The 24,768-nt window shown below is 60.5% G+C and carries 19 protein-coding genes; 10 read left to right on the top strand and 9 right to left on the bottom strand.

Annotated features, from left to right (window positions below; translation table 11 throughout):
* The first annotated feature begins 137 nt into the window (after window positions 1-137).
* From glyA to lon, 5 genes are all read left to right on the top strand, one after another.
* Window positions 138-1,376, top strand: a complete 1,239-nt coding sequence (glyA, locus tag AC1RL4_RS08775) for a serine hydroxymethyltransferase (RefSeq protein WP_430954556.1) — start codon at window positions 138-140, stop codon at window positions 1,374-1,376.
* A gap of 243 nt (window positions 1,377-1,619) precedes the next feature.
* Entirely contained in the window at window positions 1,620-3,002 is a 1,383-nt protein-coding gene (locus tag AC1RL4_RS08770) for a carbohydrate porin (RefSeq protein WP_019581596.1), read from the top strand.
* A 150-nt stretch (window positions 3,003-3,152) separates the two neighbouring features.
* Window positions 3,153-5,561, top strand: coding sequence for a glucose/quinate/shikimate family membrane-bound PQQ-dependent dehydrogenase (locus AC1RL4_RS08765; protein WP_489078577.1), 2,409 nt, complete (start codon window positions 3,153-3,155; stop codon window positions 5,559-5,561).
* A 577-nt stretch (window positions 5,562-6,138) separates the two neighbouring features.
* Window positions 6,139-6,513, top strand: a complete 375-nt coding sequence (locus AC1RL4_RS08760; RefSeq protein WP_489078576.1) for a DUF6124 family protein — start codon at window positions 6,139-6,141, stop codon at window positions 6,511-6,513.
* A 275-nt stretch (window positions 6,514-6,788) separates the two neighbouring features.
* Window positions 6,789-9,206, top strand: coding sequence for an endopeptidase La (gene lon / locus AC1RL4_RS08755; protein ID WP_028939486.1), 2,418 nt, complete (start codon window positions 6,789-6,791; stop codon window positions 9,204-9,206).
* 145 nt (window positions 9,207-9,351) lie between these two features.
* Here lon and AC1RL4_RS08750 read toward each other — a convergent pair whose 3' ends face one another.
* Complete coding sequence (locus tag AC1RL4_RS08750; protein WP_430954558.1) at window positions 9,352-12,423, bottom strand: efflux RND transporter permease subunit; 3,072 nt, start codon at window positions 12,421-12,423, stop codon at window positions 9,352-9,354.
* Between the two features lie 6 nt (window positions 12,424-12,429).
* Window positions 12,430-13,530, bottom strand: a complete 1,101-nt coding sequence (locus AC1RL4_RS08745; RefSeq protein WP_230175142.1) for an efflux RND transporter periplasmic adaptor subunit — start codon at window positions 13,528-13,530, stop codon at window positions 12,430-12,432.
* Between the two features lie 94 nt (window positions 13,531-13,624).
* Between AC1RL4_RS08745 and AC1RL4_RS08740 the strand changes: the two genes are divergently transcribed.
* Window positions 13,625-14,269 carry a TetR/AcrR family transcriptional regulator gene (locus AC1RL4_RS08740; RefSeq protein WP_230175144.1) on the top strand — a complete coding sequence of 215 codons (645 nt, stop codon included), beginning with the start codon at window positions 13,625-13,627 and terminating at the stop codon, window positions 14,267-14,269.
* Between the two features lie 36 nt (window positions 14,270-14,305).
* On the opposite strand, the gene AC1RL4_RS08735 is transcribed toward AC1RL4_RS08740, so the two are convergent.
* Window positions 14,306-15,088 carry a class I SAM-dependent methyltransferase gene (locus tag AC1RL4_RS08735; RefSeq protein WP_018926668.1) on the bottom strand — a complete coding sequence of 261 codons (783 nt, stop codon included), beginning with the start codon at window positions 15,086-15,088 and terminating at the stop codon, window positions 14,306-14,308.
* A 93-nt stretch (window positions 15,089-15,181) separates the two neighbouring features.
* Between AC1RL4_RS08735 and AC1RL4_RS08730 the strand changes: the two genes are divergently transcribed.
* Window positions 15,182-15,802: a hypothetical protein gene (locus tag AC1RL4_RS08730; RefSeq protein WP_019581603.1), complete on the top strand. Its 621-nt coding sequence runs from the start codon at window positions 15,182-15,184 to the stop codon at window positions 15,800-15,802.
* Window positions 15,803-15,837: 35 nt separating this feature from the next.
* Here the strand turns inward: AC1RL4_RS08730 and AC1RL4_RS08725 are convergent, their stop codons facing one another.
* From AC1RL4_RS08725 to ppc, 6 genes are all read right to left on the bottom strand, one after another.
* Complete coding sequence (locus tag AC1RL4_RS08725) at window positions 15,838-16,659, bottom strand: isocitrate lyase/PEP mutase family protein (RefSeq protein ID WP_019581604.1); 822 nt, start codon at window positions 16,657-16,659, stop codon at window positions 15,838-15,840.
* Window positions 16,660-16,690: 31 nt separating this feature from the next.
* Window positions 16,691-17,551 (bottom strand): DUF72 domain-containing protein, encoded by an 861-nt coding sequence (locus AC1RL4_RS08720; RefSeq protein WP_026331883.1) that lies wholly within the window; start codon window positions 17,549-17,551, stop codon window positions 16,691-16,693.
* Window positions 17,548-17,853 carry a hypothetical protein gene (locus AC1RL4_RS08715; RefSeq protein WP_007940187.1) on the bottom strand — a complete coding sequence of 102 codons (306 nt, stop codon included), beginning with the start codon at window positions 17,851-17,853 and terminating at the stop codon, window positions 17,548-17,550. Before AC1RL4_RS08715 ends, AC1RL4_RS08720 begins: the two co-directional genes overlap by 4 nt.
* Before the next feature lie 325 nt (window positions 17,854-18,178).
* On the bottom strand, window positions 18,179-18,853 hold the full coding sequence (gene tsaB, locus AC1RL4_RS08710; protein ID WP_018926673.1) for a tRNA (adenosine(37)-N6)-threonylcarbamoyltransferase complex dimerization subunit type 1 TsaB: 675 nt from the start codon (window positions 18,851-18,853) through the stop codon (window positions 18,179-18,181).
* Window positions 18,854-18,946: 93 nt separating this feature from the next.
* On the bottom strand, window positions 18,947-19,594 hold the full coding sequence (gene adk, locus AC1RL4_RS08705) for an adenylate kinase (RefSeq protein WP_018926674.1): 648 nt from the start codon (window positions 19,592-19,594) through the stop codon (window positions 18,947-18,949).
* Window positions 19,595-19,897: 303 nt separating this feature from the next.
* On the bottom strand, window positions 19,898-22,528 hold the full coding sequence (gene ppc, locus AC1RL4_RS08700) for a phosphoenolpyruvate carboxylase (protein ID WP_230175151.1): 2,631 nt from the start codon (window positions 22,526-22,528) through the stop codon (window positions 19,898-19,900).
* Between the two features lie 202 nt (window positions 22,529-22,730).
* Between ppc and AC1RL4_RS08695 the strand changes: the two genes are divergently transcribed.
* The 3 genes from AC1RL4_RS08695 (at window position 22,731) to lptF (ending at window position 24,606) form a co-directional block, all read left to right on the top strand.
* Complete coding sequence (locus AC1RL4_RS08695; RefSeq protein WP_019581608.1) at window positions 22,731-23,075, top strand: hypothetical protein; 345 nt, start codon at window positions 22,731-22,733, stop codon at window positions 23,073-23,075.
* 287 nt (window positions 23,076-23,362) lie between these two features.
* Complete coding sequence (locus AC1RL4_RS08690) at window positions 23,363-23,761, top strand: DUF4398 domain-containing protein (RefSeq protein ID WP_230175160.1); 399 nt, start codon at window positions 23,363-23,365, stop codon at window positions 23,759-23,761.
* Window positions 23,762-23,817: 56 nt separating this feature from the next.
* The gene (gene lptF / locus AC1RL4_RS08685) at window positions 23,818-24,606 is read left to right on the top strand and encodes a lipotoxin F family OmpA-related lipoprotein LptF (protein ID WP_028939492.1); all 789 of its coding nucleotides are present in this window, start codon (window positions 23,818-23,820) and stop codon (window positions 24,604-24,606) included.
* Window positions 24,607-24,768 lie beyond the last annotated feature (162 nt).

The following is a 24,768-nucleotide window of genomic DNA, read 5'->3' as shown; positions in this document are numbered from 1 at the left end:
GTTCGTTACGACTTCACGGGCAGGGTCTGAAAGACACGTCCATTTTTCTTTCCGACACCAGCAAATGCCAGTCACGGGTGCTGCCGTATCACGCGCCAGCCCCTTGGCTGAGGCACTTATTTAAAGGAATGCCCTCCATGAGCCTGCAGAATCTAGACCCCACCCTCGCTCGCCTGATCGGTCGCGAACGCAATCGCCAGGAAACCCACCTGGAGTTGATCGCCTCGGAAAACTACGTCAGCGAAGAAGTGCTGGAAGCCCAAGGTTCGGTGCTGACCAACAAGTACGCCGAAGGCTACCCGGGCAAGCGCTATTACGGTGGCTGTAAAGTGGTCGACGAGATTGAAAGCCTCGCCATCGAACGTGCCTGCAAACTGTTTGGTAGCGAATACGCCAACGTCCAGCCGCACTCCGGCTCCCAGGCCAACCAGGCCGTGTTTCTCGCTGTGCTCAACCCTGGCGACACGATTCTGGGAATGTCCCTGGCCGATGGCGGCCACTTGACCCATGGCGCCTCGGTAAACTTCTCCGGCAAGTTCTACACCGCCTATTCTTACGGCCTGGAAAAAACCAGCGAAACCCTCGACTACGCCGAGATGGAAGCCCTGGCCCGGGAACACCGGCCGAAAATGATCATTGCCGGTGCCTCGGCGTATTCCAGGACCATCGACTTCCAGCGTTTTCGCAACATCTGCGATGAAATCGGGGCGTACCTGATGGTCGACATGGCGCACTACGCCGGACTCATCGCAGCCGGCCTGTACCCCTCGCCGGTTGGCATTGCCGACTTCGTCACCTCGACCACTCATAAAACGCTGCGCGGCCCACGGGGCGGTCTGATCCTGGCCAAACGCGAACATGCGGCGTTGCTCGACAAGACGATATTCCCGGTCTATCAGGGTGGACCTCTGATGCACGTCATCGCCGCCAAGGCCGTAGCGTTCAACGAAGCCCTCGGTGATGACTTCAAGCACTATCAGCAACGCGTCATCGACAACGCCAGGACCATGGCGGATATCCTTACTCGACGCGGCCTGCGGGTGGTGTCAGGGGGCACCGACTGCCACATGTTCCTGCTCGATCTGCGCGCCAAGAACATCACCGGAAAAGATGCCGAGGCGTTGCTCGAGAGCGCCCACATCACCTTGAACAAGAACGCGATCCCCGACGATCCGCAAAAACCTGCAATCACCAGCGGCATCCGCATTGGCACACCCGCCCTGACCACGCGGGGCTTCGGTGAAGCCGAATGCGCCGAAGTGGCCAACCTGATTGCCGACCTGCTTGAGCAACCGACCAATGCGGCGCTGCTGGACAATGTCCGTCGACGGGTGATGCATTTGTGTGAATGCTTCCCGGTCTATCTGTTGAATTAACGGCCCTGAAACATAGCGAGGCGGACTATTCAGTCCGCCTTTTTTTTGCGCCACCTGGCACTGCGGCGACCGGTCGCAGCCGACTGTTACCAAATCCGAAATGATCCATGTCAGTAAAAGCCCTTTCTCAATGTGTTACAGAACATTATCCTTACGCCCGTCCAGCTGAAACGCTTCTCCCCTGCTGCATTCCTGCTGCGTTCAGCGCATCCCCTTTAGAAAAAGATCAAGAATTCCTTCTCTATGCCTGATTTTCAAACTCCGCGAGACAGCGCTGTCTCACCCGCTGTGTCCAGCCGAAAAGCCCTGAAGCTGATCAGCGGGTTCACCGCGCTGGGCCTTGCCACTTGCACCCAGGCCGCGCCAGCCTTCGATAGCGACTCGCCATGGATGCTGGGTGACTGGAACGGCACTCGCACCGAACTTTCGGAAAAAGGCTACGACTTCAAAGTCGATTACACCGGTGAAATGGGCAGCAACCTGCACGGCGGCTACGACCATGACCGTACCGCACGCTACAGCGATCAGTTTGCCTTGGGCACTCACCTGGACTTGCAGAAGATTCTGGGTTGGGACGACGCTGAATTTCAGCTGACCATCACCGAACGCAACGGCAACAACATCAGCAACGACCGGATCAACGACCCGCGGGTCGGCGGTTTCACCTCGGCGCAAGAAGTCTGGGGCCGTGGCCAGACCTGGCGCCTGACGCAGATGTGGTATCAGCAGAAATTCTTCGACCAGAAGCTCGACATCAAGGTCGGCCGCTTTGGCGAGGGTGAAGACTTCAACAGCTTCCCCTGCGACTTCCAGAACCTGGCGTTCTGCGGCTCCCAGGTCGGTAACTGGGTCGGTGGCATCTGGTACAACTGGCCGGTCAGCCAGTGGGCCATGCGCGTCAAATATCACCTAACGCCAGAGCTCTACGCGCAAGTCGGGGCTTACGAGCAAAACCCGTCCAATCTGGATCGTGACAACGGTTTCAAGCTCAGCGGCAGCGGCACTCAGGGCGCAATCCTGCCGGTCGAACTGGTCTGGACCCCGAAGCTCAATGGCCTGCCGGGTGAATACCGCGCTGGTTACTACTACAGCAGCGCCAAGGCCAGCGACGTCTATAAGGACAGCAATGGCCAGCCGGCCGCCCTGAGCGGCGAGGCTTACCGCAGTGCATCGAGCAAGCATGGCGTATGGCTCGGTATTCAGCAGCAACTGACCAGCCGCGCCAGCGACAATTCACGCGGCCTGAGTGTGTTCGCCAACGCCACGATGCACGACAAGAAGACCAACGCCATCGACAACTATGTCCAGGCCGGCGTCGTCTACAAAGGCCTGTTCGATGCCCGCGCCAAGGACGATATCGGCTTCGCGCTGGCCCGTGTCCACGTCAACCCGGCCTACCGCAAGAACGCCGAGGCCACCAACCAGGCCCGCGCCGTCCAGGACTTCGACGATCCGTCGTTCCTGCCCCCGCAAGACACCGAATACAGCAGCGAGCTCTATTACGGCGTGCACGTCACCAACTGGCTGACCGTGCGCCCGAACCTGCAATACATCCGCCACCCCGGTGGCGTGGACAAGGTCGATGACGCGCTGATTGGCGGGATCAAGATCCAGTCATCGTTCTGATTAAACGCATAAAACCTGTGGGAGCGGGCAAGCCTGCTCCCACAGGGACCGCATCAACCAAACACTTTTTCGATGAACCATGCCCGCGCCAGATCGTCATCTACAGTGAACTTGCGCGGGACTACTTAAAACGTCACGGAGAACCACACTATGAGCACTGATGGTGCTTTGAGTCGAAGCCGTTTATTGCCGACCCTGCTCGGCATTCTGCTTCTACTAATGGGCCTGGCCTTGCTGGCCGGGGGGATCAAGCTGAGCATGCTCGGCGGCTCGCTGTATTACCTGCTGGCCGGTATCGGCCTGATGGTGGCCGGTGGGCTGCTGCTGGCCGACCGTTATGCGGCGCTGAGCGTGTACGCGGTGGTGCTGTTCGCCAGTACCGTCTGGGCACTGTGGGAAGTCGGTCTGGACTGGTGGCAACTGGTGCCACGTCTGGCGCTGCTCTTTACCCTCGGCATCGTCATGCTGCTGCCATGGTTTCGTCGCCCGTTGCGTCGCGGCGACTTCAACCCGGTCGGCACCGGTGTGCTGAGTGCCGCCGTGGTCATCGCCGGTGTCGCCGCGCTAGCCAGCCTGTTCACCAACCCTGGTGAAATCAAAGGCCAACTGGACCGTGACGCCGTGCCTGGCATGAGCAACACCGCCCCGGCCATGCCGGATGGCGACTGGAACTCCTACGGCCGCAGTGCCCATGGCGATCGCTACTCGCCACTGGCGCAAATCACCCCGCAGAACGTCAGCAAACTGGTTCCCGCCTGGACTTTCCGCACCGGAGACCTGCCTGGCCCGAACGATCCAGGTGAAACCACCGCCGAAAACACCCCGCTCAAAGCCAACGGCATGCTCTATGTCTGCACGCCGCACAGCCAGGTGATCGCGCTGGACCCGGACACTGGCAAGGAAATCTGGCGTTTCGATCCGAAGCTCTCCACGCAGAACGCGGCGAACTTCAAGGGTTGGGCGCACATGACCTGCCGTGGCGTGACCTATCACGATGATGCCGCCTACGCGACCGAGCAGAGCCCGACCGGCACTGCCAACGCGCCAGTGACCAGCGTCTGCCCGCGCCGGATCTTCCTGCCGACCGCCGACACCCGGCTGATCGCCCTGAATGCCGACACTGGCAAAATGTGCGAAGACTTCGGTAACGGTGGCCAGGTCGACCTGACCGCCAACATCGGCGGCTTCACCCCTGGTGGTTACTACTCCACTTCGCCACCGGCGGTCACCAAAGACCTGGTGGTGATTGGCGGCCACGTCACCGACAACGTTTCCACCGACGAGCCAAGCGGCGTGATCCGCGCGTTCTACGTGCACACCGGCAAACTGGTGTGGAACTGGGACAGCGGCAATCCGGACGACACCACGCCGATTGCCGAAGGCAAGGTCTACACCCGCAACTCGCCGAACATGTGGTCCATGTTCGCCGTCGACGAAAAACTCGGCATGCTGTACCTGCCGATGGGCAACCAGACCCCGGATCAGTTCGGTGGCGCGCGTACCCCTGAATCGGAACTGCATTCCGCCGGCCTGACCGCGCTGGACATCGCCACCGGCAAAGTGCGCTGGCACTTCCAGTTCACTCACCATGACCTGTGGGACATGGACGTCGGTGGCCAGCCAACCCTGATGGACCTGAAAACCGCAGACGGTGTGAAACCGGCGGTGCTCGCGTCCACCAAGCAAGGCAGCATCTACGTGCTGGACCGCAGCAACGGCCAACCGATCGTGCCGATCAATGAAATCCCGGTGCCGCAAGGCGCGGTGGAAGGCGACCACACTTCGCCGACCCAACCGATGTCCGACCTGAACTTCGTGCCGCCGACCCTCAAGGAACGCGACATGTGGGGCGTGACCCCGTTCGATCAGATGCTGTGCCGGATCGACTTCAAATCCCTGCGTTACGACGGCATGTTCACGCCGCCGTCGCTGCAAGGCTCGATCGTTTATCCGGGTAACTTCGGCGTGTTCGACTGGGGCGGCATGTCGGTTGACCCGGTGCGTCAGATTGCTTTCGTGAACCCGAGCTACATGGCGTTCAAATCGAAACTGATCCCGGCCGCCGAAATCGCCAAACAAGGCCCTCGCGTCAGCGAAACCCAAGGCGTACAGCCCAACAAAGGCGCGCCATACGGCGTGATCCTCGAAGCCCTGCTGTCGCCAATGGGCCTGCCATGCCAGGCACCGGCGTGGGGTTACGTGGCGGCGGTCGACCTGACCACCCACAAAACCATCTGGAAGCACAAGAACGGCACCGTGCGCGACAGCTCGCCGGTTCCGATCCCTCTGAGCATGGGCGTACCGAGCCTGGGCGGGACCTTCACCACTGCCGGTGGCGTGGCCTTCCTGAGCGGCACCCTCGACCAGTACCTGCGCGCCTACGACGTGAAAAACGGCAAGCAGCTGTGGGAAGGCCGCCTGCCGGCCGGCGCGCAAACCACACCGATGACCTACACCGGTAAGGACGGCAAGCAATACGTGCTCGTTGTTGCGGGTGGTCACGGCTCGCTGGGCACCAAGCAAGGTGACTATGTGATTGCGTACAAACTGTCGGAATAAGCGGTAGCGGCAGTTGAAACAAAGGCGACGCCCTGTGAGGGGCGTCGCCTTTTTTTGTGGGCGCTGCAATCCCCGCCATCCCCAAAATCCCTGTAGGAGCGAACTGTGGCGAGGGGGCTTGCCCCCGTTGGGCTACGAAGTAGTCCCAAAATCACTGATGTACCAAAGATCTGGTGAGTGCTACGCACTCAAACGGGGGCAAGCCCCCTCGCCACAGTTCGCTCCTACAGTTGATTGTGGTCGTCAGAGATATCCACGCAGGTCCTACAGATGTGGTGTTTTTTTTGAGAACTTTCCGACAGGTTTTGACGGTTGTCGCTCGGAAGAGCGGTGGATAGGCTTTGGGGGTCGCTGCAAATCAGCGACCGGGCGTCGCGGCCTGAATTAGCTTACTTGGTGCATAATCACCGGCCCCAATCGACGTTCCTGTCGTTTGGTCTCATGGTGGCTGTGCGCGGGATACCTCCGGGTATGCCGAGTTTCCAAGTAGCTCGGTCCGCGAACCTGCGTACAGCTGCCACCCTCCATCGCGTCGCGGCGATCAGTGGCAGCTCCATTACTTACTTGGAGTGTCACCATGTTCAAAGCCACACCGAATCCGCCTGAAACCGACGACGTTTCGCCCTACGAATCTCTCGACTCGAAAAAACTCCACGAAGCCGCTGACCGCGCGCTCGACCACTACCTCAAACCCACTCCGAAAAAACCAGAAGGTCGCAAGCCAAGCAGGATGTTCATGGTTGCGCCGGACATGGACAACGAAAGTCTGCTCGCTCATGTCTGCGAATCACTGGCCTCAGCCAGCGTCATGACCAGCGACATTGCCGCGTATGTCGACGCCCCACAGCGGCATACGCTCCTGGCGATTCAGCAGGTCATCATGTTGGCCGAGCTGGCGGTGAATCGGGTGCTGGATAACGTCGACGTACCGAAGCCTGCGCCACACAGCTGACCCGTTGTAGGAGCGAGGCCGTGGCGAGGGGGCTTGCCCCCGTTTGAGTGCGTAGCACTCACAAGATCTTTGGGACATCAGAGATTTTGGGGCTGCTTCGCAGCCCAACGGGGGCAAGCCCCCTCACCACAGGCTTGGTCCTACAGTAGTGCGGGGCCCTTTGGAGATCCAAGACCTGTCAAAACCCTGAACACACACTCTGAAATAGCCAGGGCCATTGAAACCACCCCCCACCTGCCCCATCTAAGATCCATACCCTATTGCGCAGGTGCCCCATGACCGACCAGCAAGAATTCCCCGAAGACCCGAGCGAATACGCAGAAACAGACAACGCCGAACACCATGCACCCGGCAAAGGCCTTACCCTGCCTGGCCAGAACCTGCCGGACAAGGTCTACATCATCCCGATCCACAACCGGCCTTTCTTCCCGGCGCAAGTGCTGCCGGTGATCGTCAACGAAGAGCCGTGGGCCGAGACTCTCGAACTGGTGAGCCAGTCCGACCACCATTCCCTGGCCCTGTTCTTCATGGACGCCCCCCAGGACAACCCGCGCCATTTCGACACCAAAGCCCTGCCGGAATACGGCACGCTGGTCAAAGTCCATCACGCCAGCCGCGAAAACGGCAAACTGCAATTCGTCGCCCAGGGCCTGACCCGGGTGCGCATCAAAACCTGGCTCAAGCACCATCGCCCACCGTACCTGGTGGAAGTCGAATACCCGCACCAGCCCACCGAGCCGACCGACGAGGTCAAGGCCTACGGCATGGCGCTGATCAATGCGATCAAGGAGCTGCTGCCGCTGAACCCGCTGTACAGCGAAGAGTTGAAAAACTACCTCAACCGCTTCAGCCCCAACGATCCGTCACCCCTGACCGACTTCGCCGCCGCCCTGACCTCGGCCACGGGCAGCGAGTTGCAAGAAGTGCTCGACTGCGTGCCGATGCTCAAGCGCATGGAAAAAGTCCTGCCGATGCTGCGCAAGGAAGTCGAAGTCGCGCGCTTGCAGAAAGAGATTTCCGCTGAAGTTAACCGCAAGATTGGCGAACATCAGCGCGAGTTTTTCCTCAAGGAACAACTCAAGGTCATCCAGCAAGAGCTGGGGCTGACCAAGGACGATCGCAGCGCCGACATCGAACAGTTCGAGCAACGCCTGACGGGCAAGGTGTTGTCGCCCCAGGCGCAGAAACGCATCGTTGAGGAAATGAACAAACTGTCGATCCTCGAAACCGGATCGCCGGAATACGCAGTGACCCGCAACTACCTCGATTGGGCGACTTCGGTGCCGTGGGGCGTGTACGGCGAGGACAAACTCGACCTCAAGCATGCGCGCAAGGTGCTGGACAAACACCACGCCGGCCTCGACGACATCAAGGATCGCATCCTCGAGTTCCTCGCAGTCGGTGCCTATAAAGGCGAGATCAGCGGCTCCATCGTCTTGCTGGTGGGCCCGCCGGGCGTGGGCAAGACCAGCGTCGGTAAATCCATCGCCGAATCCCTGGGGCGGCCGTTCTATCGCTTCAGCCTCGGCGGCATGCGCGACGAAGCCGAGATCAAGGGCCATCGCCGTACCTACATCGGCGCACAACCGGGCAAACTCGTCCAGGCGTTGAAAGACGTCGAAGTGATGAACCCGGTGATCATGCTCGACGAGATCGACAAGATGGGCCAGAGCTACCAGGGCGACCCTGCCTCGGCGCTGCTGGAAACCCTCGACCCGGAACAGAACGTCGAATTCCTCGACCATTATCTGGACTTGCGCCTGGACCTGTCGAAAGTGCTATTCGTCTGCACCGCCAACACCCTGGACTCGATCCCCGGTCCATTGCTGGACCGGATGGAAGTGATTCGCCTGTCGGGTTACATCACCGAAGAAAAAGTCGCCATCGCCAAGCGTCACCTGTGGCCGAAACAGCTGGAAAAGGCTGGCGTACCCAAAGGCAACTTGAGCATTAGCGACACTGCATTGAGGGCCTTGATCGACGGCTATGCCCGTGAGGCCGGAGTCCGTCAGCTAGAGAAAAACCTCGGCAAACTGGTGCGCAAAGCGGTGATGAAACTGCTCGACGAACCGAAAGCCGTCATCAAACTCGGCCCCAAAGACCTGGAAGCCTCACTCGGCCGCCCGGTGTTCCGCAACGAGCAAGTGCTGTCCGGCGTCGGCGTGATCACCGGGCTGGCCTGGACCAGCATGGGCGGCGCGACCCTGCCGATCGAAGCCACGCGCATCCACACCCTCAACCGAGGCTTCAAACTCACCGGGCAACTGGGGGACGTGATGAAAGAGTCGGCGGAAATCGCCTACAGCTACGTCAGCTCCCATCTGAAGCAATTCGGCGGTGACCCGACATTCTTCGATGAAGCCTTCGTCCACCTCCACGTACCGGAAGGCGCAACACCGAAAGACGGCCCGAGCGCCGGCGTGACCATGGCCAGCGCCCTGCTCTCCCTCGCCCGCAACCAGCCACCGAAAAAAGGCGTGGCCATGACCGGTGAACTGACACTGACCGGGCATGTACTGCCGATTGGCGGTGTGCGCGAGAAAGTCATCGCGGCGCGTCGGCAGAAGATCAATGAACTGATTTTGCCGGAGCCGAACCGCGGTAACTTCGAGGAGTTGCCGGACTACCTGAAGGAAGGCATTACCGTGCACTTTGCCAAGCGCTTTGCGGATGTGGCGAAGATATTGTTCTGAGCCGTAACCTGATCGTTTCCATGTGTTGGGAATAATCAGACACAACAAAAAGCCCGCTGACCTTTTAATGGGTCAGCGGGCTTTTCATTTATGTCATCTACAAGGGAATGCGGTGAACCAAACCACGAGGTCGAGGCCGCCAGGATCAAACCGGTTCTTTTTTCACTCTGAACCAAGCCGCATACAACGCCGGCAAGAACAGCAACGTCAACGCCGTCGCCACAATCAGCCCGCCCATGATCGCCACCGCCATCGGCCCGAAAAACACACTGCGCGATAATGGAATCATCGCCAGCACCGCCGCCAGCGCGGTCAACACAATCGGCCGGAAACGTCGCACCGTCGCCTCGATGATCGCCTGCCAGGGCTTGAGCCCGGCAGCGATGTCCTGCTCGATCTGATCCACCAGAATCACCGAGTTACGCATGATCATCCCGGACAGCGCGATGGTCCCGAGCATGGCGACGAAACCGAACGGCTGACGGAACACCATCAGAAACAACGTCACCCCGATCAACCCCAGCGGCGCTGTCAGAAACACCATGGCAGTGCGTGAGAAACTGCGCAGTTGCAGCATCAGCAACGTCAGCACCACCACGATGAACAGCGGCACCCCGGCCTTCACCGAGTTCTGCCCACGGGCCGAGTCTTCCACCGTACCGCCGACTTCCAGCAGATAGCCGTCCGGCAGTTCGGCGCGGATCGGATCGAGGGTCGGCATGATTTGCTGCACCAGTGTCGCCGGTTGTTCCTTGCCGTAGATGTCGGCGCGAACCGTCACGTTGGGCAGGCGGTTACGGTGCCAGATGATGCCTTCTTCGAAGCCGTATTCCAGCGTGGCAATCTGCGACAGCGCCACGCTGCGACCGTTGTCGGTCGGCACGGCCAGACTCGGCAGCAACGCCAGCTCAGTGCGCTCATGCACCGTGCCGCGCAGCAGGATCTCGATCAATTCGTTGTCTTCGCGGTACTGGCTGACACTGGAGCCGGTCAGCGAGCTTCGCAGGAACCCCGAGAGGTTCGCCGTGCTCACGCCCAGCGCCCGCGCGCGGTCCTGATCGACGTTCAGGTACACGACTTTGCTCGGCTCTTCCCAGTCCAGATGCACGTTGGCCACGTGTGGATTCTCGCGAACCTTGGCCGCGACTTTACGCGCCAGGGCGCGGACGTCCGCAATGTGTTCACCGGTAACCCGGAACTGCACCGGATAACCAACCGGCGGGCCGTTTTCCAGACGCGTGACCCGCGAGCGCAGGGCCGGGAATTGTTCATTGAGGGTTTCGATCAGCCAAGTGCGCAGGGCTTCGCGGTCTTCGATGGTTTTGGCCAGGACAACAAATTGCGCAAAGCTTGCGGCCGGAAGTTGCTGGTCCAGCGGCAGGTAGAAACGCGGCGAACCGGTGCCGACATAAGCCACATAGTTGTCGATCCCGGCGTGATCCTTGAGCAGGCCTTCGAGACGCTTGACCTCCTCGGCGGTGTTGCTCAGGGAGGCACCTTCGGCGAGTTTCAGATCAACCATCAATTCCAGTCGCCCCGATGCCGGGAAGAATTGCTGCGGCACGAAACGGAACAGCACCACGGACGCGACGAACATCACGATGGTCAGCACGATCACCGTTTTGCGTCGGCGCACGCACCACTCCACCAGCCGTCTGACGCGCTGATAGAACGGCGTGCCGTAAGGGTCGGGTTGGCCGTCGCCAGTGCCGTGTTTGGCGGCGTGAATTTTCGCCAGGTCCGGCAGAAGTTTCTCCCCCAGATAAGGCACAAAAACCACGGCGGCCACCCACGACGCCAGTAGCGCGATGGTCACCACCTGGAAGATCGAGCGGGTGTACTCGCCGGTGCCCGATTGCGCAGTGGCGATCGGCAGGAAACCGGCGGCGGTGATCAACGTACCGGTGAGCATCGGGAACGCGGTGCTGGTCCAGGCATAGCTGGCGGCCTTGATCCGGTCGAAGCCCTGCTCCATTTTGATCGCCATCATTTCCACGGCGATGATCGCATCATCCACCAGCAAGCCCAGCGCCAGCACCAGCGCGCCGAGGGAAATCTTGTGCAGGCCTATCCCTAAGTAATACATGCAGGCGAACGTCATCGCCAACACCAGCGGTATCGCCAGCGCTACGACCATGCCGGTGCGCACGCCAAGGGAGAAGAAGCTCACCAGCAACACAATCGCCAGGGCCTCCACCAGTACCTGAACGAACTCGCCAACACCGGTTTTCACCGCGGCGGGTTGATCGGAGACTTTGCGCAACTGCATGCCGGCCGGCAGGTTTTGCTGAATCCGGGCGAACTCGATTTCCAGCGCCTTGCCCAATACCAGAATATCGCCACCGTCCTTCATGGCCACCGCCAGACCGATGGCGTCTTCAGCCATGAAGCGCATGCGCGGCGCCGGTGGATCGTTGAAGCCACGACGAACGTCCGCCACATCACCGATGCGGAACGTGCGATCTGCAACGCGAATCGGGAAGTTCTTGATCTCATCGACCGTCTGAAAATTCCCCGAGACCCGTAGCTGCAACCGCTCGCTGGTGGTTTCGAAGAAGCCGGCGGTGGACATCGCGTTCTGTTCTTCAAGTGCCTGCTGCACCGCCGCCAGCGGCACCCCGAGGGTGGCCAGTTTAACGTTGGAGAGTTCGATCCAGACCTTCTCGTCCTGCAACCCGAGCAGGTCAACCTTGCCCACATCCTTGACCCGTTGCAGCTGAATCTGGATGCGGTCGGCGTAATCCTTGAGCACTGCGTAATCAAAACCCTCGCCGGTCAAGGCGTAGATGTTGCCGAACGTGGTGCCGAACTCATCGTTGAAAAACGGGCCCTGGATACCCGGTGGCAGGGTCTGGCGAATATCGCTGATTTTCTTGCGGACCTGATACCAGAGGTCCGGGATATCCACCGAATGCATGGAATCGCGCGCCATGAACGTCACCTGGGACTCGCCCGGGCGGGAGAACGAGGTGATACGTTCGTACTCGCCGGTTTCCATCAGTTTCTTTTCAATACGCTCGGTGACCTGGCGCGCCACTTCCTCGGCGGTGGCCCCCGGCCAGTTGGTACGAATTACCATGGCCTTGAAGGTGAACGGCGGGTCTTCGCTTTGGCCGAGCTTGGTGTAGGACAACGCCCCGACCACAGCCAGCAGGAGCATCAGGAACAGTACGATCTGGCGGTTACGCAGCGCCCATTCGGATAGATTGAAACCCATCGGGGATTACTCCTTGTGCGCCAGATTGACCACGCGATTGGAGCGATCCACCGGGCGCACTTGCTGCCCGTCGTGAAGCACATGAACACCGGCCGCCACCACCCAGTCGCTGGCGTTCAGTCCCTCGAGCACCGGCACGGTTTTCTCGCCAAATGCACCGACCCGCACCGGGACTTTTTTCAAGGTGTTGTTGGCGCCGACCACCCACACGTAGGTGGCGCCGTTTTCTGCGGTGAGGGCCGACAGCGGCACTGACAACGGCACCACTTCGGCAGTCTGGATGAACACCCGGGCGCTCTGGCCGAGTTCGGCGGGAACCTTGCCGGTGGTAAAAGCGATACGGGCGGCAAAAGTGCGGGATTTGGGATCGGCGGCAGGCGACAACTCACGGATCTGCCCAGGGAAACGCTGATCGGGTTGGGTCCAGAGCTCCACCGAGACCGGCTGACCGACCTTGAAGCGGCCGAAGCTCTGTTCCGGCAGGCTGATCAATACTTCGCGCTCGCCATCGGTGGCCAGGGTAAACACGGTTTGCCCGGCCGCCACCACTTGCCCGACTTCAACCGCACGCTTGGCCACCACGCCATCCTGCGGTGCACGCAGCACCGCGTAACTGGCCTGATTGGTCGATACGTTGAATTCGGCTTTGATTTGCTTGAGGCGGGCCTCACCGGAGCGGTAGAGGTTTTCCGCGTTGTCGTACTGCGAACGGCTGACCATCTGCCGCTCCATCAGGGTTTTGTAGCGGTCACGCTCGGCGCGCACCAGGCTCAAATTGGCCTCGGCGGCCGCGACCTGGGCACGGGTGGCTTCCAGTTGCAGGCGCACGTCCTGAGGATCGAGTTCCGCCAGGGGTTGGTCAGCCTTGACCCGCTGCCCTTCTTCGACCAGTCGTCGGCTGACTTTGCCGCCAATCCGGAAGGCAAGGTCCGGCTCATACCGCGCACGGACTTCACCAGGATAACTTTCCATTGCCTGCGCCGAGGGCTCTGGCTGTACCACCATGGCCGGGCGCACGCTGACCGGAGGGGCTTCTTCATGGCCACATGCCGACAATAAAAAAGCCAGACTGACCGGCAACGCGAGGGGCAAGGCAAAGCGCAGCATGGTGAACGACCTTTCGCTAATGGGGCTTGGAATAATTATACTGACCAGTATGTTATTAATAGCAAACTCACCAGTCCAGTATTAAAAGCGAAGAATGTCAGACAATCTTTCCACCCCCAGCGGTCCGGGCCGTCCCAAGGATCTGGCCAAGCGCCGGGCAATCCTCGACGCGGCGAAAATCCTGTTTTTGAGTAAGGGATACGCCAACACCAGCATGGATGCCGTAGCGACTGAGGCCGGCGTGTCGAAGCTGACGGTCTACAGCCATTTCAACGACAAGGAGACGCTGTTCTCTTCCGCTGTCGTGGCCAAATGCGAGGAGCAATTGCCTCCGCTGGTTTTTGAATTGCCGGACGGCATCGCCGTGGAAACCGTGCTGCTGAACATCGCACACGGTTTTCATCAACTGATCAACAGCGACGAATCGGTGAACCTGCACCGGCTGATGATGACGCTGGGCAGCCAGGACCCGAAACTCGCACAGATCTTCTTCGAGGCCGGGCCGGAACGCGTGCTGCACGGCATGGAGCGTTTGCTGAGCAAGATCGATCAGAGTGGCGTGTTGAGCATCGACAAACCGCGCAATGCCGCCGAGCACTTCTTCTGCCTGCTCAAGGGCGCGGGGAATTTCCGCTTGCTGTATGGCTGCGGCGAACCGGTAACCGGGGATGCGGCCGAAGCCCATGTGCAGGAAGTGGTGGGATTGTTTATGCGGGCGTATCGGCCGGAGTCGGCCTGATGATCGTTCCCACGCGTGGGAACGATCAGTATCGAGTCAAGGCTTGAGCGCTTTCTTCGGATAAATGTCATACCGGCTGGACTTGCCGTCCAGCGCATGGCTCGGCTTCGGCCCATCGATGCACGGCGCCTTGCGCGGGCGTTTGACCACCACCCGGTGACTGGCCAGGGCCAACGCCGCTTCGAGCAGGGCCGGTGCATCCGGATCATCGCCGACCAGCGGCCGGAACAGACGCATTTCCTTCTTCACCAACGCGGTTTTCTCACGATGGGGAAACATCGGGTCGAGGTAGATCACCTGCGGCGGCTCGCCTTCCCAGTTGCGCATCACCTCGATCGAATTGCCCTTGAGCAAACGCATCCGCGCCACGATCGGCGCCACGTCGAAGTCTTCCGCGCCGCGTGCCAGGCCATCTTCAAGCAAGGCGCCGATCAGCGGCTGGCGCTCGATCAGGCTCATCTCGCAGCCCAGGCTGGCCAACACGAACGCGTCCTTGCCCAACCCGGCCGTGGCGTCCAGCACCCGTGGCCGCACGCCCTGGGCGATGCCGACCGCCTTGGCGATCATCTGACCGCTGCCGCCGCCGTACAATCGACGATGGGCCGCGCCACCCTCGACGAAGTCGACCCGCACCGGCCCCGGTGCATCCGGCCCCAGTTGTTGCAACTGCAACCCCTGCTCGCCCACCTGCAAGGCAAACTCGCCGTCATCCACCTGCAACGGCAAACCCAGGCGCTCGGCCCATTGCTCGGCCTGTGGCTGGAACGTCGCGCCCAAGGCCTCGACATGGATGCGGCAGGCCGCAGGTTGCTCAATCATGGGAAAACACGCTCAAAAAATTAATGATCGGCAAAAACGGCCGATAACCAAACTATCGAGCATTTTGCCAGAGCTGAGCGTCGACCGAGAAAAATGTCAGGCATTCAACGCACATCGATAGGTTACATCTCGCCCCACGGCGATTTTGGCCTGCGAAATTCCCAAGCACTGAGCGGCGTCAGTCACCTGTGGCAGGATTTTTTTGCCCAGGCCCTGGCCGATCAGTCGGGCGATGTGGTGCCGGCGTCGCTCAACTTTCCGCCGGTCGATCTCGACAGCCCGGTCGAACCGACCGTCGGCAGCGAGCTGCTGGCGCACATCATTTCCCAGCGCGAATGTGATGTGAAAGAAACCGAAGTCCGCCCGCCGGAACCATTGTTTCTGCCAATTGCCGAGTTCGAAATGGACCTGGCCGACAAACCATTCCCGCCGTTCCCGCCGGAAGAAATCGTCGCGCAACAGAAACAGCAGGATTTCGAAAGCGGCTGGGTTCGCCCGATCGTGCTCACTGCCGGTCAACCGCTGCCCGAGCCTGGTGCCGCGCCGCAACCGCGTCCGCTGCACTTGCCGATCGCCGAGTTCGAACTCGACCTGCTGGACAAGCCGTTCCCGCCGTTCTCACCGCAAGAGTTGGTGGAACAGCAGAAACAACTCGATTTCGATAACGGCTGGGCGCGCCCGATCGTTCTGCAGAACCTGCGCATCGCCGCATAAACCCTCAGCGGCCCAGCCATCACGGCCCGACCTCGTCAGCCTTTGAAGAATTGATTGGCCTTCTGGAACGGCATCGACCGGGAAGTGAAGCCGAAAGTCCCGTGTTGTTGGATTTCCTCGGCCGCGCGCAAGAACTCGCCATACGCTGCCAAAGCCAGGGCCGAACCGACGCTGATGCGCTTGACGCCCATTTCGCTCAACTGCGCAACCGTCAGCTTGAGCCCGCCTGACATCAACACATTCACCGGTTTCGGTGCCACGGCACGAACCACCGCCAAGACCTCTTCGGCACTGCGCAGGCCTGGCGCATAAAGCACGTCCGCGCCGGCCTCGGCGAATGCCTGCAAGCGGCGAATGGTGTCGTCCAGATCAGGATTGCCGTGCAAAAAGTTCTCGGCACGGGCCGTCAGCGTGAAGGGGAACGGCAAGCTGCGAGCCGCAGCGACAGCCGCTTCGATACGCGCCACCGCATGTTCGAAGCAGTAGATCGGACCGTCCTCACGCCCTGTGGCATCTTCGATCGAACCGCCGACGGCACCGGCCTGGGCGGCCCGCAAAATACTTTGCGCGCACTCGGCGGGGTCATCAGCGAAACCGTTTTCCAGATCGACCGCGACTGGCAGGTCGGTCGCCGCAACAATCGCCCGAACGTTCGCCAGGGTATCGTCGAGCGTCAGCCCACCATCGGGGCGGCCCTGGGAAAAGGCATAACCGGCGCTGGTGGTTGCCAGTGCCTCGAAGCCAAGGCTGGCGAGCATTTTCGCCGAGCCGGCGTCCCAGGGGTTGGGAATGACAAAAGTGCCCTCGCGTTCGTGCAGTGCTTTGAACGCCTGGGCTCGAAGGGTTTGCGCATCCATTGGCAGGCTCCTGAAAAAGGGAAAACCCGCTTCAGAGCAAACCAAGTTGCTCGGCGGCGGGTTCTCTGTATAGCTCAGGCAGCGGCGGCAAGCCAGGCAAACGCAGCATCAGTTGTGCGTGAAAACGTTGAGCCAGTTTTGCCGCCAGCAGGTTATCGGCGGTGTGCAGGAAGATATATGGCGTGCGGCCCTCTTCGATCCAGACGGCGATTTTCTCGACCCATGGCACCAGGAACGGATCGTTGGCTTCCAGCTCCGGATGGCCAATGAAACGCACCTGCGGAAACTGAGTGAACGCCGCGGGGCGAGGCGGCACCCTGGGCTTTTTCGATTGGGCGTGGAGTACCGAAGGGTCGGTCGAGGTGCAGCTGAACAGCGCTCGCGGATCGAGGCAGATGCGCTCGACGCCACGATCCAGCAGCAGACGATTGAGCATTCGCTCGGCATCGCCCTTGGCAAAGAACTCGTCATGCCGCACTTCGACCGCCAAGGGCCGGTCCACCGCATCAATAAAACCGGCCAGCTCCGACAGTCGTTGCGGGGTGAAGCTTTTGGACAATTGCAGCCACAATGGCGAAACCCGTGCCCCCAGAGGGCTGAGCAATTGCAGGAAAGTTTCTGTGGCGGTCAATTGTTCGCGCAGGTCACCGCTGTGGCTGATGTCGCCGGGGAATTTGGCGGTGAAGCGAAAGTGTTCGGGCATGGTCTCGGCCCAGCGCTGCACGGTGGCGGCAGCCGGGCTCGCGTAGAAGGTCGTATTGCCTTCCACGGCGTTGAACACTTGAGAATAAAGATCAAGAAACTCGGTGGGCCTGGCGTCCTGTGGATACAAGTAGTCACGCCAGGCGTTTTCGCTCCAGGATGGGCAGCCGAGGTAATAAGGCAGCATCAGATGTACAGGTCGAGACCCAGCACATCCGCATCCCAGTCGACAAAAGTGGCAGTGCTCAGGTAACTGGCCAGTGCCATCGCCACGCTTTTGCTCATGGCGCGGTGATAAATCATGTCTTGTTGACGCGCGGGAAGATTGCTCAGGCGTTGCGCGGAGGCTTTAGCGGCGCGGGCTGCCAATTGCTCTTCGGTAGGGAATTCCAGCTCGCCGTCGATATCGACGGAGTCATCCTCAGACACATGGCCTTTACGAGGCTTGCGCTTGATCGGGTAGGACTGGGAGGAAACGCCGTCTATACGCATAAGTGCATGCTCGGTATCGATGATGGCAGTTTAGTGGCGCATTACCCACTTCGCAAACCGCCGAGTGATAACTAGAACACAGAAAAGCGAAAAGGTTTAAAAGCGGCGGGCAGAAACTGACAATTTGCCAAAGATGAAATGCTGATTGTGGCGAGGGGGCTTGTCGGAACGCCGCACCGCCCCGTTCGGCTGCGAAGCAGTCGCAAAACCAGCCAATGCGGTGTGTCAGGGGGCATGCGGTTGTTGGTTTTGGGGCCGCTTCGCGACCCAACGGGGGCAAGCCCCCTCGCCACAGAAGACCCTGTTGCCACAAAGGCGGCGTGGATTACCGCGCTTTCGGCGTCGCGACTTTATCGCGCAAATACACCGGCTGCGCCTGATCGGCCACGATCGCTTCACCGCGTTCCCAGGCGAAACGCGCCAGGGTCAGCAAATCTTCGGCGTGGGGCAGCATGCTCGCGTCCTGGCCGCTCAGGTTCACTGCAATACGCTCGGCATAACCCCAACCGGTGCCCGCGCCGAACCACTCGCCGCTGGCATCGACCGGCAACGCGGCGGCTTCCGGTGGCAATACCGCTTCGTTGCCCACCAGCCGCATCTCCCCCGCCGTTTCGCGGTAGCAGCCCCAATACACCTCATCCATACGCGCATCGATGGCTGCCGCGACCTGGCTGACGCCGTGTTCGCGATAAGCCCGCTGGGCGAGCACCGCGAGATTGGAGACCGGCAACACCGGACGGTCCAGCGCAAACGCCAGCCCTTGCACCACGCCGATGGCGATCCGCACACCGGTAAACGCGCCCGGCCCACGACCGAACGCAATGGCGTCGACCGCTTGCAGCGTGGTCCCGGCATCGGCCAGCAGTTGCTGAATCATCGGCAACAGCTTCTGCGCATGCAGGCGCGGGATCACCTCGTAATGGCTCGTGACCTTGCCGTCATGCAGCAAGGCAACGGAGCAAGCTTCAGTCGCGGTGTCCAGGGCCAGCAAGGTGCTCATCGATGTATCCGTAAGAGAGGTCAGAAAAAGTGCGCCAGTATAAACAACTACGGCCCGCAAGCGGGCCGTAGAAGATGAAGCCGATCAGACTTTTCAGCTCAGTGCTTCAAGCACCTTGCCGGTAATCGTCTCAACCGAGCCGACACCCGGAATATGGCTGTACTTCGGCTTGCCCTGAGCAGCGGCCAGGCCTTGGTAGAACTCCACCAGAGGTTTGGTCTGGGAGTGGTAGACCGACAGGCGATGACGCACGGTTTCTTCGGTGTCGTCCTTGCGCTGCACCAGCTCTTCACCGGTGATGTCGTCTTTACCGGCGATTTTCGGCGGGTTGTACACGGTGTGGTACACGCGGCCGCTGGCCTCGTGAACGCGACGACCGGCGATACGCTGAACGATCTCTTCGTCATCGACGGCGATTTCGACCACGTTGTCCAGTTCCACGCCAGCTTCTACCAACGCTTCAGCTTGCGGAATGGTGCGCGGGAAACCGTCGAACAGGAAACCGTTGGCACAGTCAGGCTGCGCAATACGGTCCTTGACCAAAGCGATGATCAGATCGTCGGAGACCAGACCACCGGCATCCATGATGCTTTTGGCTTTGATGCCCAGCTCGGTGCCGGCTTTTACAGCAGCACGCAGCATGTCACCGGTAGAGATTTGCGGAATGCCGAACTTTTCGGTGATGAACTTAGCCTGAGTACCTTTACCGGCCCCGGGAGCTCCCAGCAGAATGACGCGCATTAGATGTGCTCCTCAATTTTTTATTTAGAATTACTTAAACAAAACAAAGGATTCGCCTCGTAGGGCCAATCTCAAAAAATAGGGTCGTGACCGCCCAAACGGCCAAAGGCTGATCAAGATACACAGCAGGCCCTGCCCACACAAGCCGCCGAAAGTCGGAGAAACCTGCGCAGGACGTGCCCTTTCGAAGGGGTACCCCAAGTCGCAACCCCGTCATTAACTGTCGCCTGACAGACCTTTTCGACCGCTCGCCGGCAGGCACTCGACGCACGCGCCAGGTGCCTGTTCCCTATGACGAAAACCTTAGCCGGTATTTCGCAAACCGGCGGCAATCCCCGCCACAGACACCAGCAACGCCTGTTCTACCGGGCTGCCCTGCGCTTCATCCTGTTGCCGCGAACGGGCCAACAGTTCGGCCTGCAATAGATGCAGCGGGTCGAGGTAGGTGTTGCGCAGGCGGATGAATTCAAGGGTGTCTGGGCTATGTGCCAGTAGCTGGGACTGACCAGTCAGCCCCAGGACCACCGCACAGGCCTGCGACAATAGGTCGCGTAAATGCGCCCCCAAAGGGAGCAGATCCGGCTCGACCAGGCGCTCGTCGTAAGACTGGGCGATATCGGCGTCGGCCTTGGCCAGCACCATTTCCAGCATATCGATGCGGGTGCGGAAGAACGGCCATTGCTCGCGCATCTGCCCCAGCAGCTCCCCTTCGCCGCGCTCCAGCGCCTTGCTCAGCGCCGTTTCCCAGCCGAGCCAGGCCGGCAACATCAGGCGCGTCTGGGTCCAGCCGAAAATCCACGGAATGGCCCGCAGGCTTTCGATGCCGCCGGCGCGGCGCTTGGCCGGGCGGCTGCCCAACGGCAAACGCCCCAACTCCTGCTCTGGGGTGGACTGGCGGAAATACTCGACGAACTGCGGATTTTCCCGCACCACGGCGCGGTAAGCCTTGACCCCATCGGCGGCCAGTTCGTCCATCAAATGGCGCCAGGCAGGCTCGGGAGGTGGTGGCGGCAGCAAGGTCGCTTCCAGCACCGCCGCCAGGTACAGATTGAGGTTTTGCTCGGCGATGTCCGGCAGGCCGAATTTGAAACGAATCATTTCCCCCTGCTCGGTGGTGCGGAAACGCCCTGCCACCGACCCCGGCGGCTGCGACAGAATCGCCGCGTGCGCCGGGCCGCCACCACGGCCCACGGTGCCGCCGCGACCGTGGAACAACAGCAGCTCCACTTGTTGCTCCCGGCAAATATCCACCAGACGCTCCTGCGCCCGATACTGCGCCCAGGCCGCCGCCGTGGTACCGGCGTCCTTGGCCGAGTCCGAATAACCGATCATCACTTCCTGCGGCCCTTGCAGGCGCGAGCGATAGCCCGGCAGCAGCAACAGTTTTTCGATCACAGGGCCCGCGTTGTCGAGGTCAGCAAGGGTTTCGAACAGCGGCACCACGCGCATCGGCCGCAATACACCGGACTCTTTGAGCAGCAACTGCACGGCCAGCACGTCGGAAGCGGCGCCAGCCATGGAAATCACATACGAGCCGAGGGAAGCCCCCGGTGCCGCAGCGATTTCCCGGCACGTCGCCAGCACTTCGGCGGTGTCGGCAGACGGTTTGAAGTATGCCGGCAGCAACGGCCGGCGATTGTTCAGTTCGCGCATCAGGAAGGCGATGCGCTCCTCTTCGTTCCAGTCCTCATAACGACCCAGGCCGAGGTAATCGGTGATTTCAGTCATGGCTGCGGTGTGGCGCGAGGAGTCCTGTCGCACATCGAGGCGCACCAGAAACAGCCCGAACGTCACCGCTCGGCGCAGGCAGTCGAGCAACGGGCCATCGGCGATGACGCCCATGCCGCATTCATGCAGCGAGTGGTAACACAGCTCCAACGGGTCCAGCAGGTCGCGGTTGTTTTGCAGCACATCGGCGGACGCCGGCGTGGTGGCCGTCAGGGAGGCGTGAGCCCAGTTACGGGTTGCGCGCAAGCGTTCACGCAGTTGTTTGAGCACCGCGCGGTAAGGCTCGGCGCTGTCGCCAGCCTTGGCTTTCAGGGCGTCGCTGGCCTGTTGCATCGACAATTCGGCGGCGAGGTGATCGACATCGCGCACATACAAATCGGCGGCCATCCAGCGTGCCAGCAGCAAGACTTCGCGGGTCACGGCGGCGGTGACGTTGGGGTTACCGTCGCGGTCGCCGCCCATCCACGAGGCGAAACGAATCGGTGCGGCCTCCAGCGGCAGGTGCAGGCCAGTAGCGGCATACAGGGCTTGATCGGCCTTGCGCAAATAGTTGGGAATCGCCTGCCACAGCGAATGCTCAATCACCGCAAAGCCCCACTTGGCTTCGTCTACAGGTGTCGGGCGGGTGCGGCGGATTTCTTCGGTGTGCCAGGCTTCGGCGATCAGGCGCTGCAAGGTGGTCTTGATCTGCTCGCGCTCGGCGGTGGTCAGGTCGCGATGATCCAGGGCCGCCAGTTGCGCGGCGATCGCGTCGTATTTCTGGATCAGTGTGCGTCGCGCCACTTCGGTGGGGTGCGCCGTCAATACCAGCTCGATGTCCACCCGCCCCAATTGCCGGGCCAGGGATTCGGCGTCATGGCCGGCAGTCAGCAGGCGAGCGAGCAGTTCCGGCAACACTCGGGCCTCGAACGGCGCGGGTTGTGACTCTTCGCGGCGGTGAATCAGCTGATATTGCTCGGCGATATTGGCCAGGTTGAGGAACTGATTGAACGCCCGCGCCACCGGCAGCAATTCGTCCTCGCTCAACTGGTTGAGGCTGGCGCTGAGTTCGGCATCCATCGAACCGCGACGGTCGGCCTTGGCGCCTTTGCGGATTTGCTCGATCTTGTCGATAAAGCCATCCCCGTACTGCTCACGAATGGTGTTGCCCAACAGCTCACCCAACAGGTGAACGTCCTCGCGCAAGCGTGCATCAATATCGGTCATCAGCAGTTCTCCAGCGTAAATCCGGGCGGCTATGCTTTGATAATAGAGAGTGCCGTTGTAAAGCGGTTCTTACAAGTAAACCAGGGACTGCAAACCCCGAACGTTGCAGCTAGGCTCAACACCAAGCCGTACAACGGCTTGCCACCGGCCACCGCCGGACACTCACCCGGCCTGCCATGAGCAGGTGCGTAATGAGGTCATTATGAAAATCCGCGAGCTTGCCAAGCACTGGGAAGAAAACGCCAAGGGTCGCCTGACCGACTCCGGCTACACGATTCGTCTGGACGTGGAAGCCGCCGCACGGCTGGCGGCGATTATCGATATGTACCCCAAAAGGCACCCTGAAGAACTGCTCGGAGAATTGATTGGCGCAGCCCTTGAAGAACTTGAAGAAAGCTTTCCGTATGTGAAAGGGTCAACGGTGGTCGCCACCGATGAAGAAGGCGATCCGCTGTACGAAGACGTCGGTCCAACCCCGCGTTTTCTCGCCTTGTCCCGTCGTCATTTGCACGATTTGTCGACCGATAACGACAAGCCAAAACACTGATTTGCGCGTCTTGTTCCCCTTCCGGAAATACGTATTTCCTGGCCCGTGCAGGGCCGGGAATACCCCTGTGCGCGGCTAAAGTTCCCGATTTAGAGCCTTGTCCATCAGGTCAAAGTTTTTTCGGGCGAAAGGCCATATTCTCTGAACTTTTAAAAAATGCCTCGGGTCAACCCAGTAACCACGCCTGGGATGGCCGTTTCAAAATGCTCTGGAAATCGAAGGTTGCGGCTCCTTGCCCAGGATGGATTCAGATGTATTTCAGGAGTTTTCCAACGGAGTTGAAAACCATGAAGACCAGCACTGCTTCATCCTCGTCCCCCCACCTGCACGGTCTCAAACTGGCGGCCCTGGCCATCGGCAGCAGCCTGGTTCTGGCCGGATGCGCCGGTAACCCGCCCACCGAGCAATACGCCGTGACTCAATCGGCCGTGAACAGTGCCGTCAGCGCCGGGGGCACCGAATTCGCCGCGGTGGAAATGAAGTCCGCCCAGGACAAGCTCAAACAAGCCGAAATCGCCATGCACGACAAAAAGTATGACGAAGCCAAAATGCTCTCCGAACAGGCCGAGTGGGACGCCCGAGTGGCAGAACGCAAAGCCCAGGCGATGAAAGCCGAACAGGCTGTAAAGGACTCACAGAAAGGTGTTCAGGAACTGCGTCAGGAAAGTCAGCGCACCGTGCAGTGAGCGCGCATCCCGATTTTCAGGCCTGACACTTTTATCGATAGAAAGGACGAACCGCTATGCGCAAACAACTGATGATACCCGCCCTCCTGGCCGCAAGCATTGCACTGGCTGCCTGCGCCACACCGCCCAACACCAACCTGGAGCAAGCCCGCACCAACTACGCCGGCCTGCAAGCCAACCCGCAAGCCAGCAAAGTCGCGGCACTGGAAACCAAAGACGCCAGCGATTACCTGGACAAGGCCGACAAGGCTTACCAGGACAAGGAAGACCAGAACAAGGTCGACCAACTGGCTTACCTGACCAACCAGCGCGTTGAAGTGGCCAAGCAGACCATCGCCCTGCGCACCGCGGAAAACAACCTGAAAAACGCCGCGGCTCAGCGAGCCCAGGCGCGTCTGGATGCCCGCGATCAGCAGATCAAACAATTGCAGGCCAGCCTCAACGCCAAACAGACCGATCGCGGCACGCTGGTAACGTTCGGTGACGTGCTGTTCGCCACCAACAAGGCCGACCTGAAACCCAGCGGTCTGATGAACATCAACAAACTGGCGCAGTTCCTTCAGGAAAACCCCGACCGTAAAGTGATTGTCGAAGGCTACACCGACAGCACCGGCGCGGCGTCGTACAACCAGTCGCTGTCCGAGCGCCGCGCGACCTCGGTGCAAGTGGCCCTGATCAAGATGGGTGTCGACCCGGCGCGCATCGTGGTCCAGGGTTATGGCAAGGAATACCCGGTGGCCGAAAACACCAGCGTCTCCGGCCGTGCGATGAACCGTCGGGTGGAAGTGACCATTTCCAACGACAACCAGCCGGTGATACCGCGTTCGGCTATCAGCTCGAACTAAGTTTCACCTGCTGAAACACAAAAGCCCCGCCTGATCGGATCAGGCGGGGCTTCTTATTGATCGAACACTTGTCCTGGGGCCAAGCAACCCTGTGGCGAGGGGGCTTGCCCCCGTTCGGCTGCGAAGCGGTCGTGAAACCATCCCACAAGGTGTACCTGACAA

It is taken from the genome of Pseudomonas sp. GW822-FHT07A10, assembly GCF_058798795.1.
Note: the sequence above shows the minus strand (reverse complement) of the source record. Positions and strands in the feature narration are given on the sequence as shown.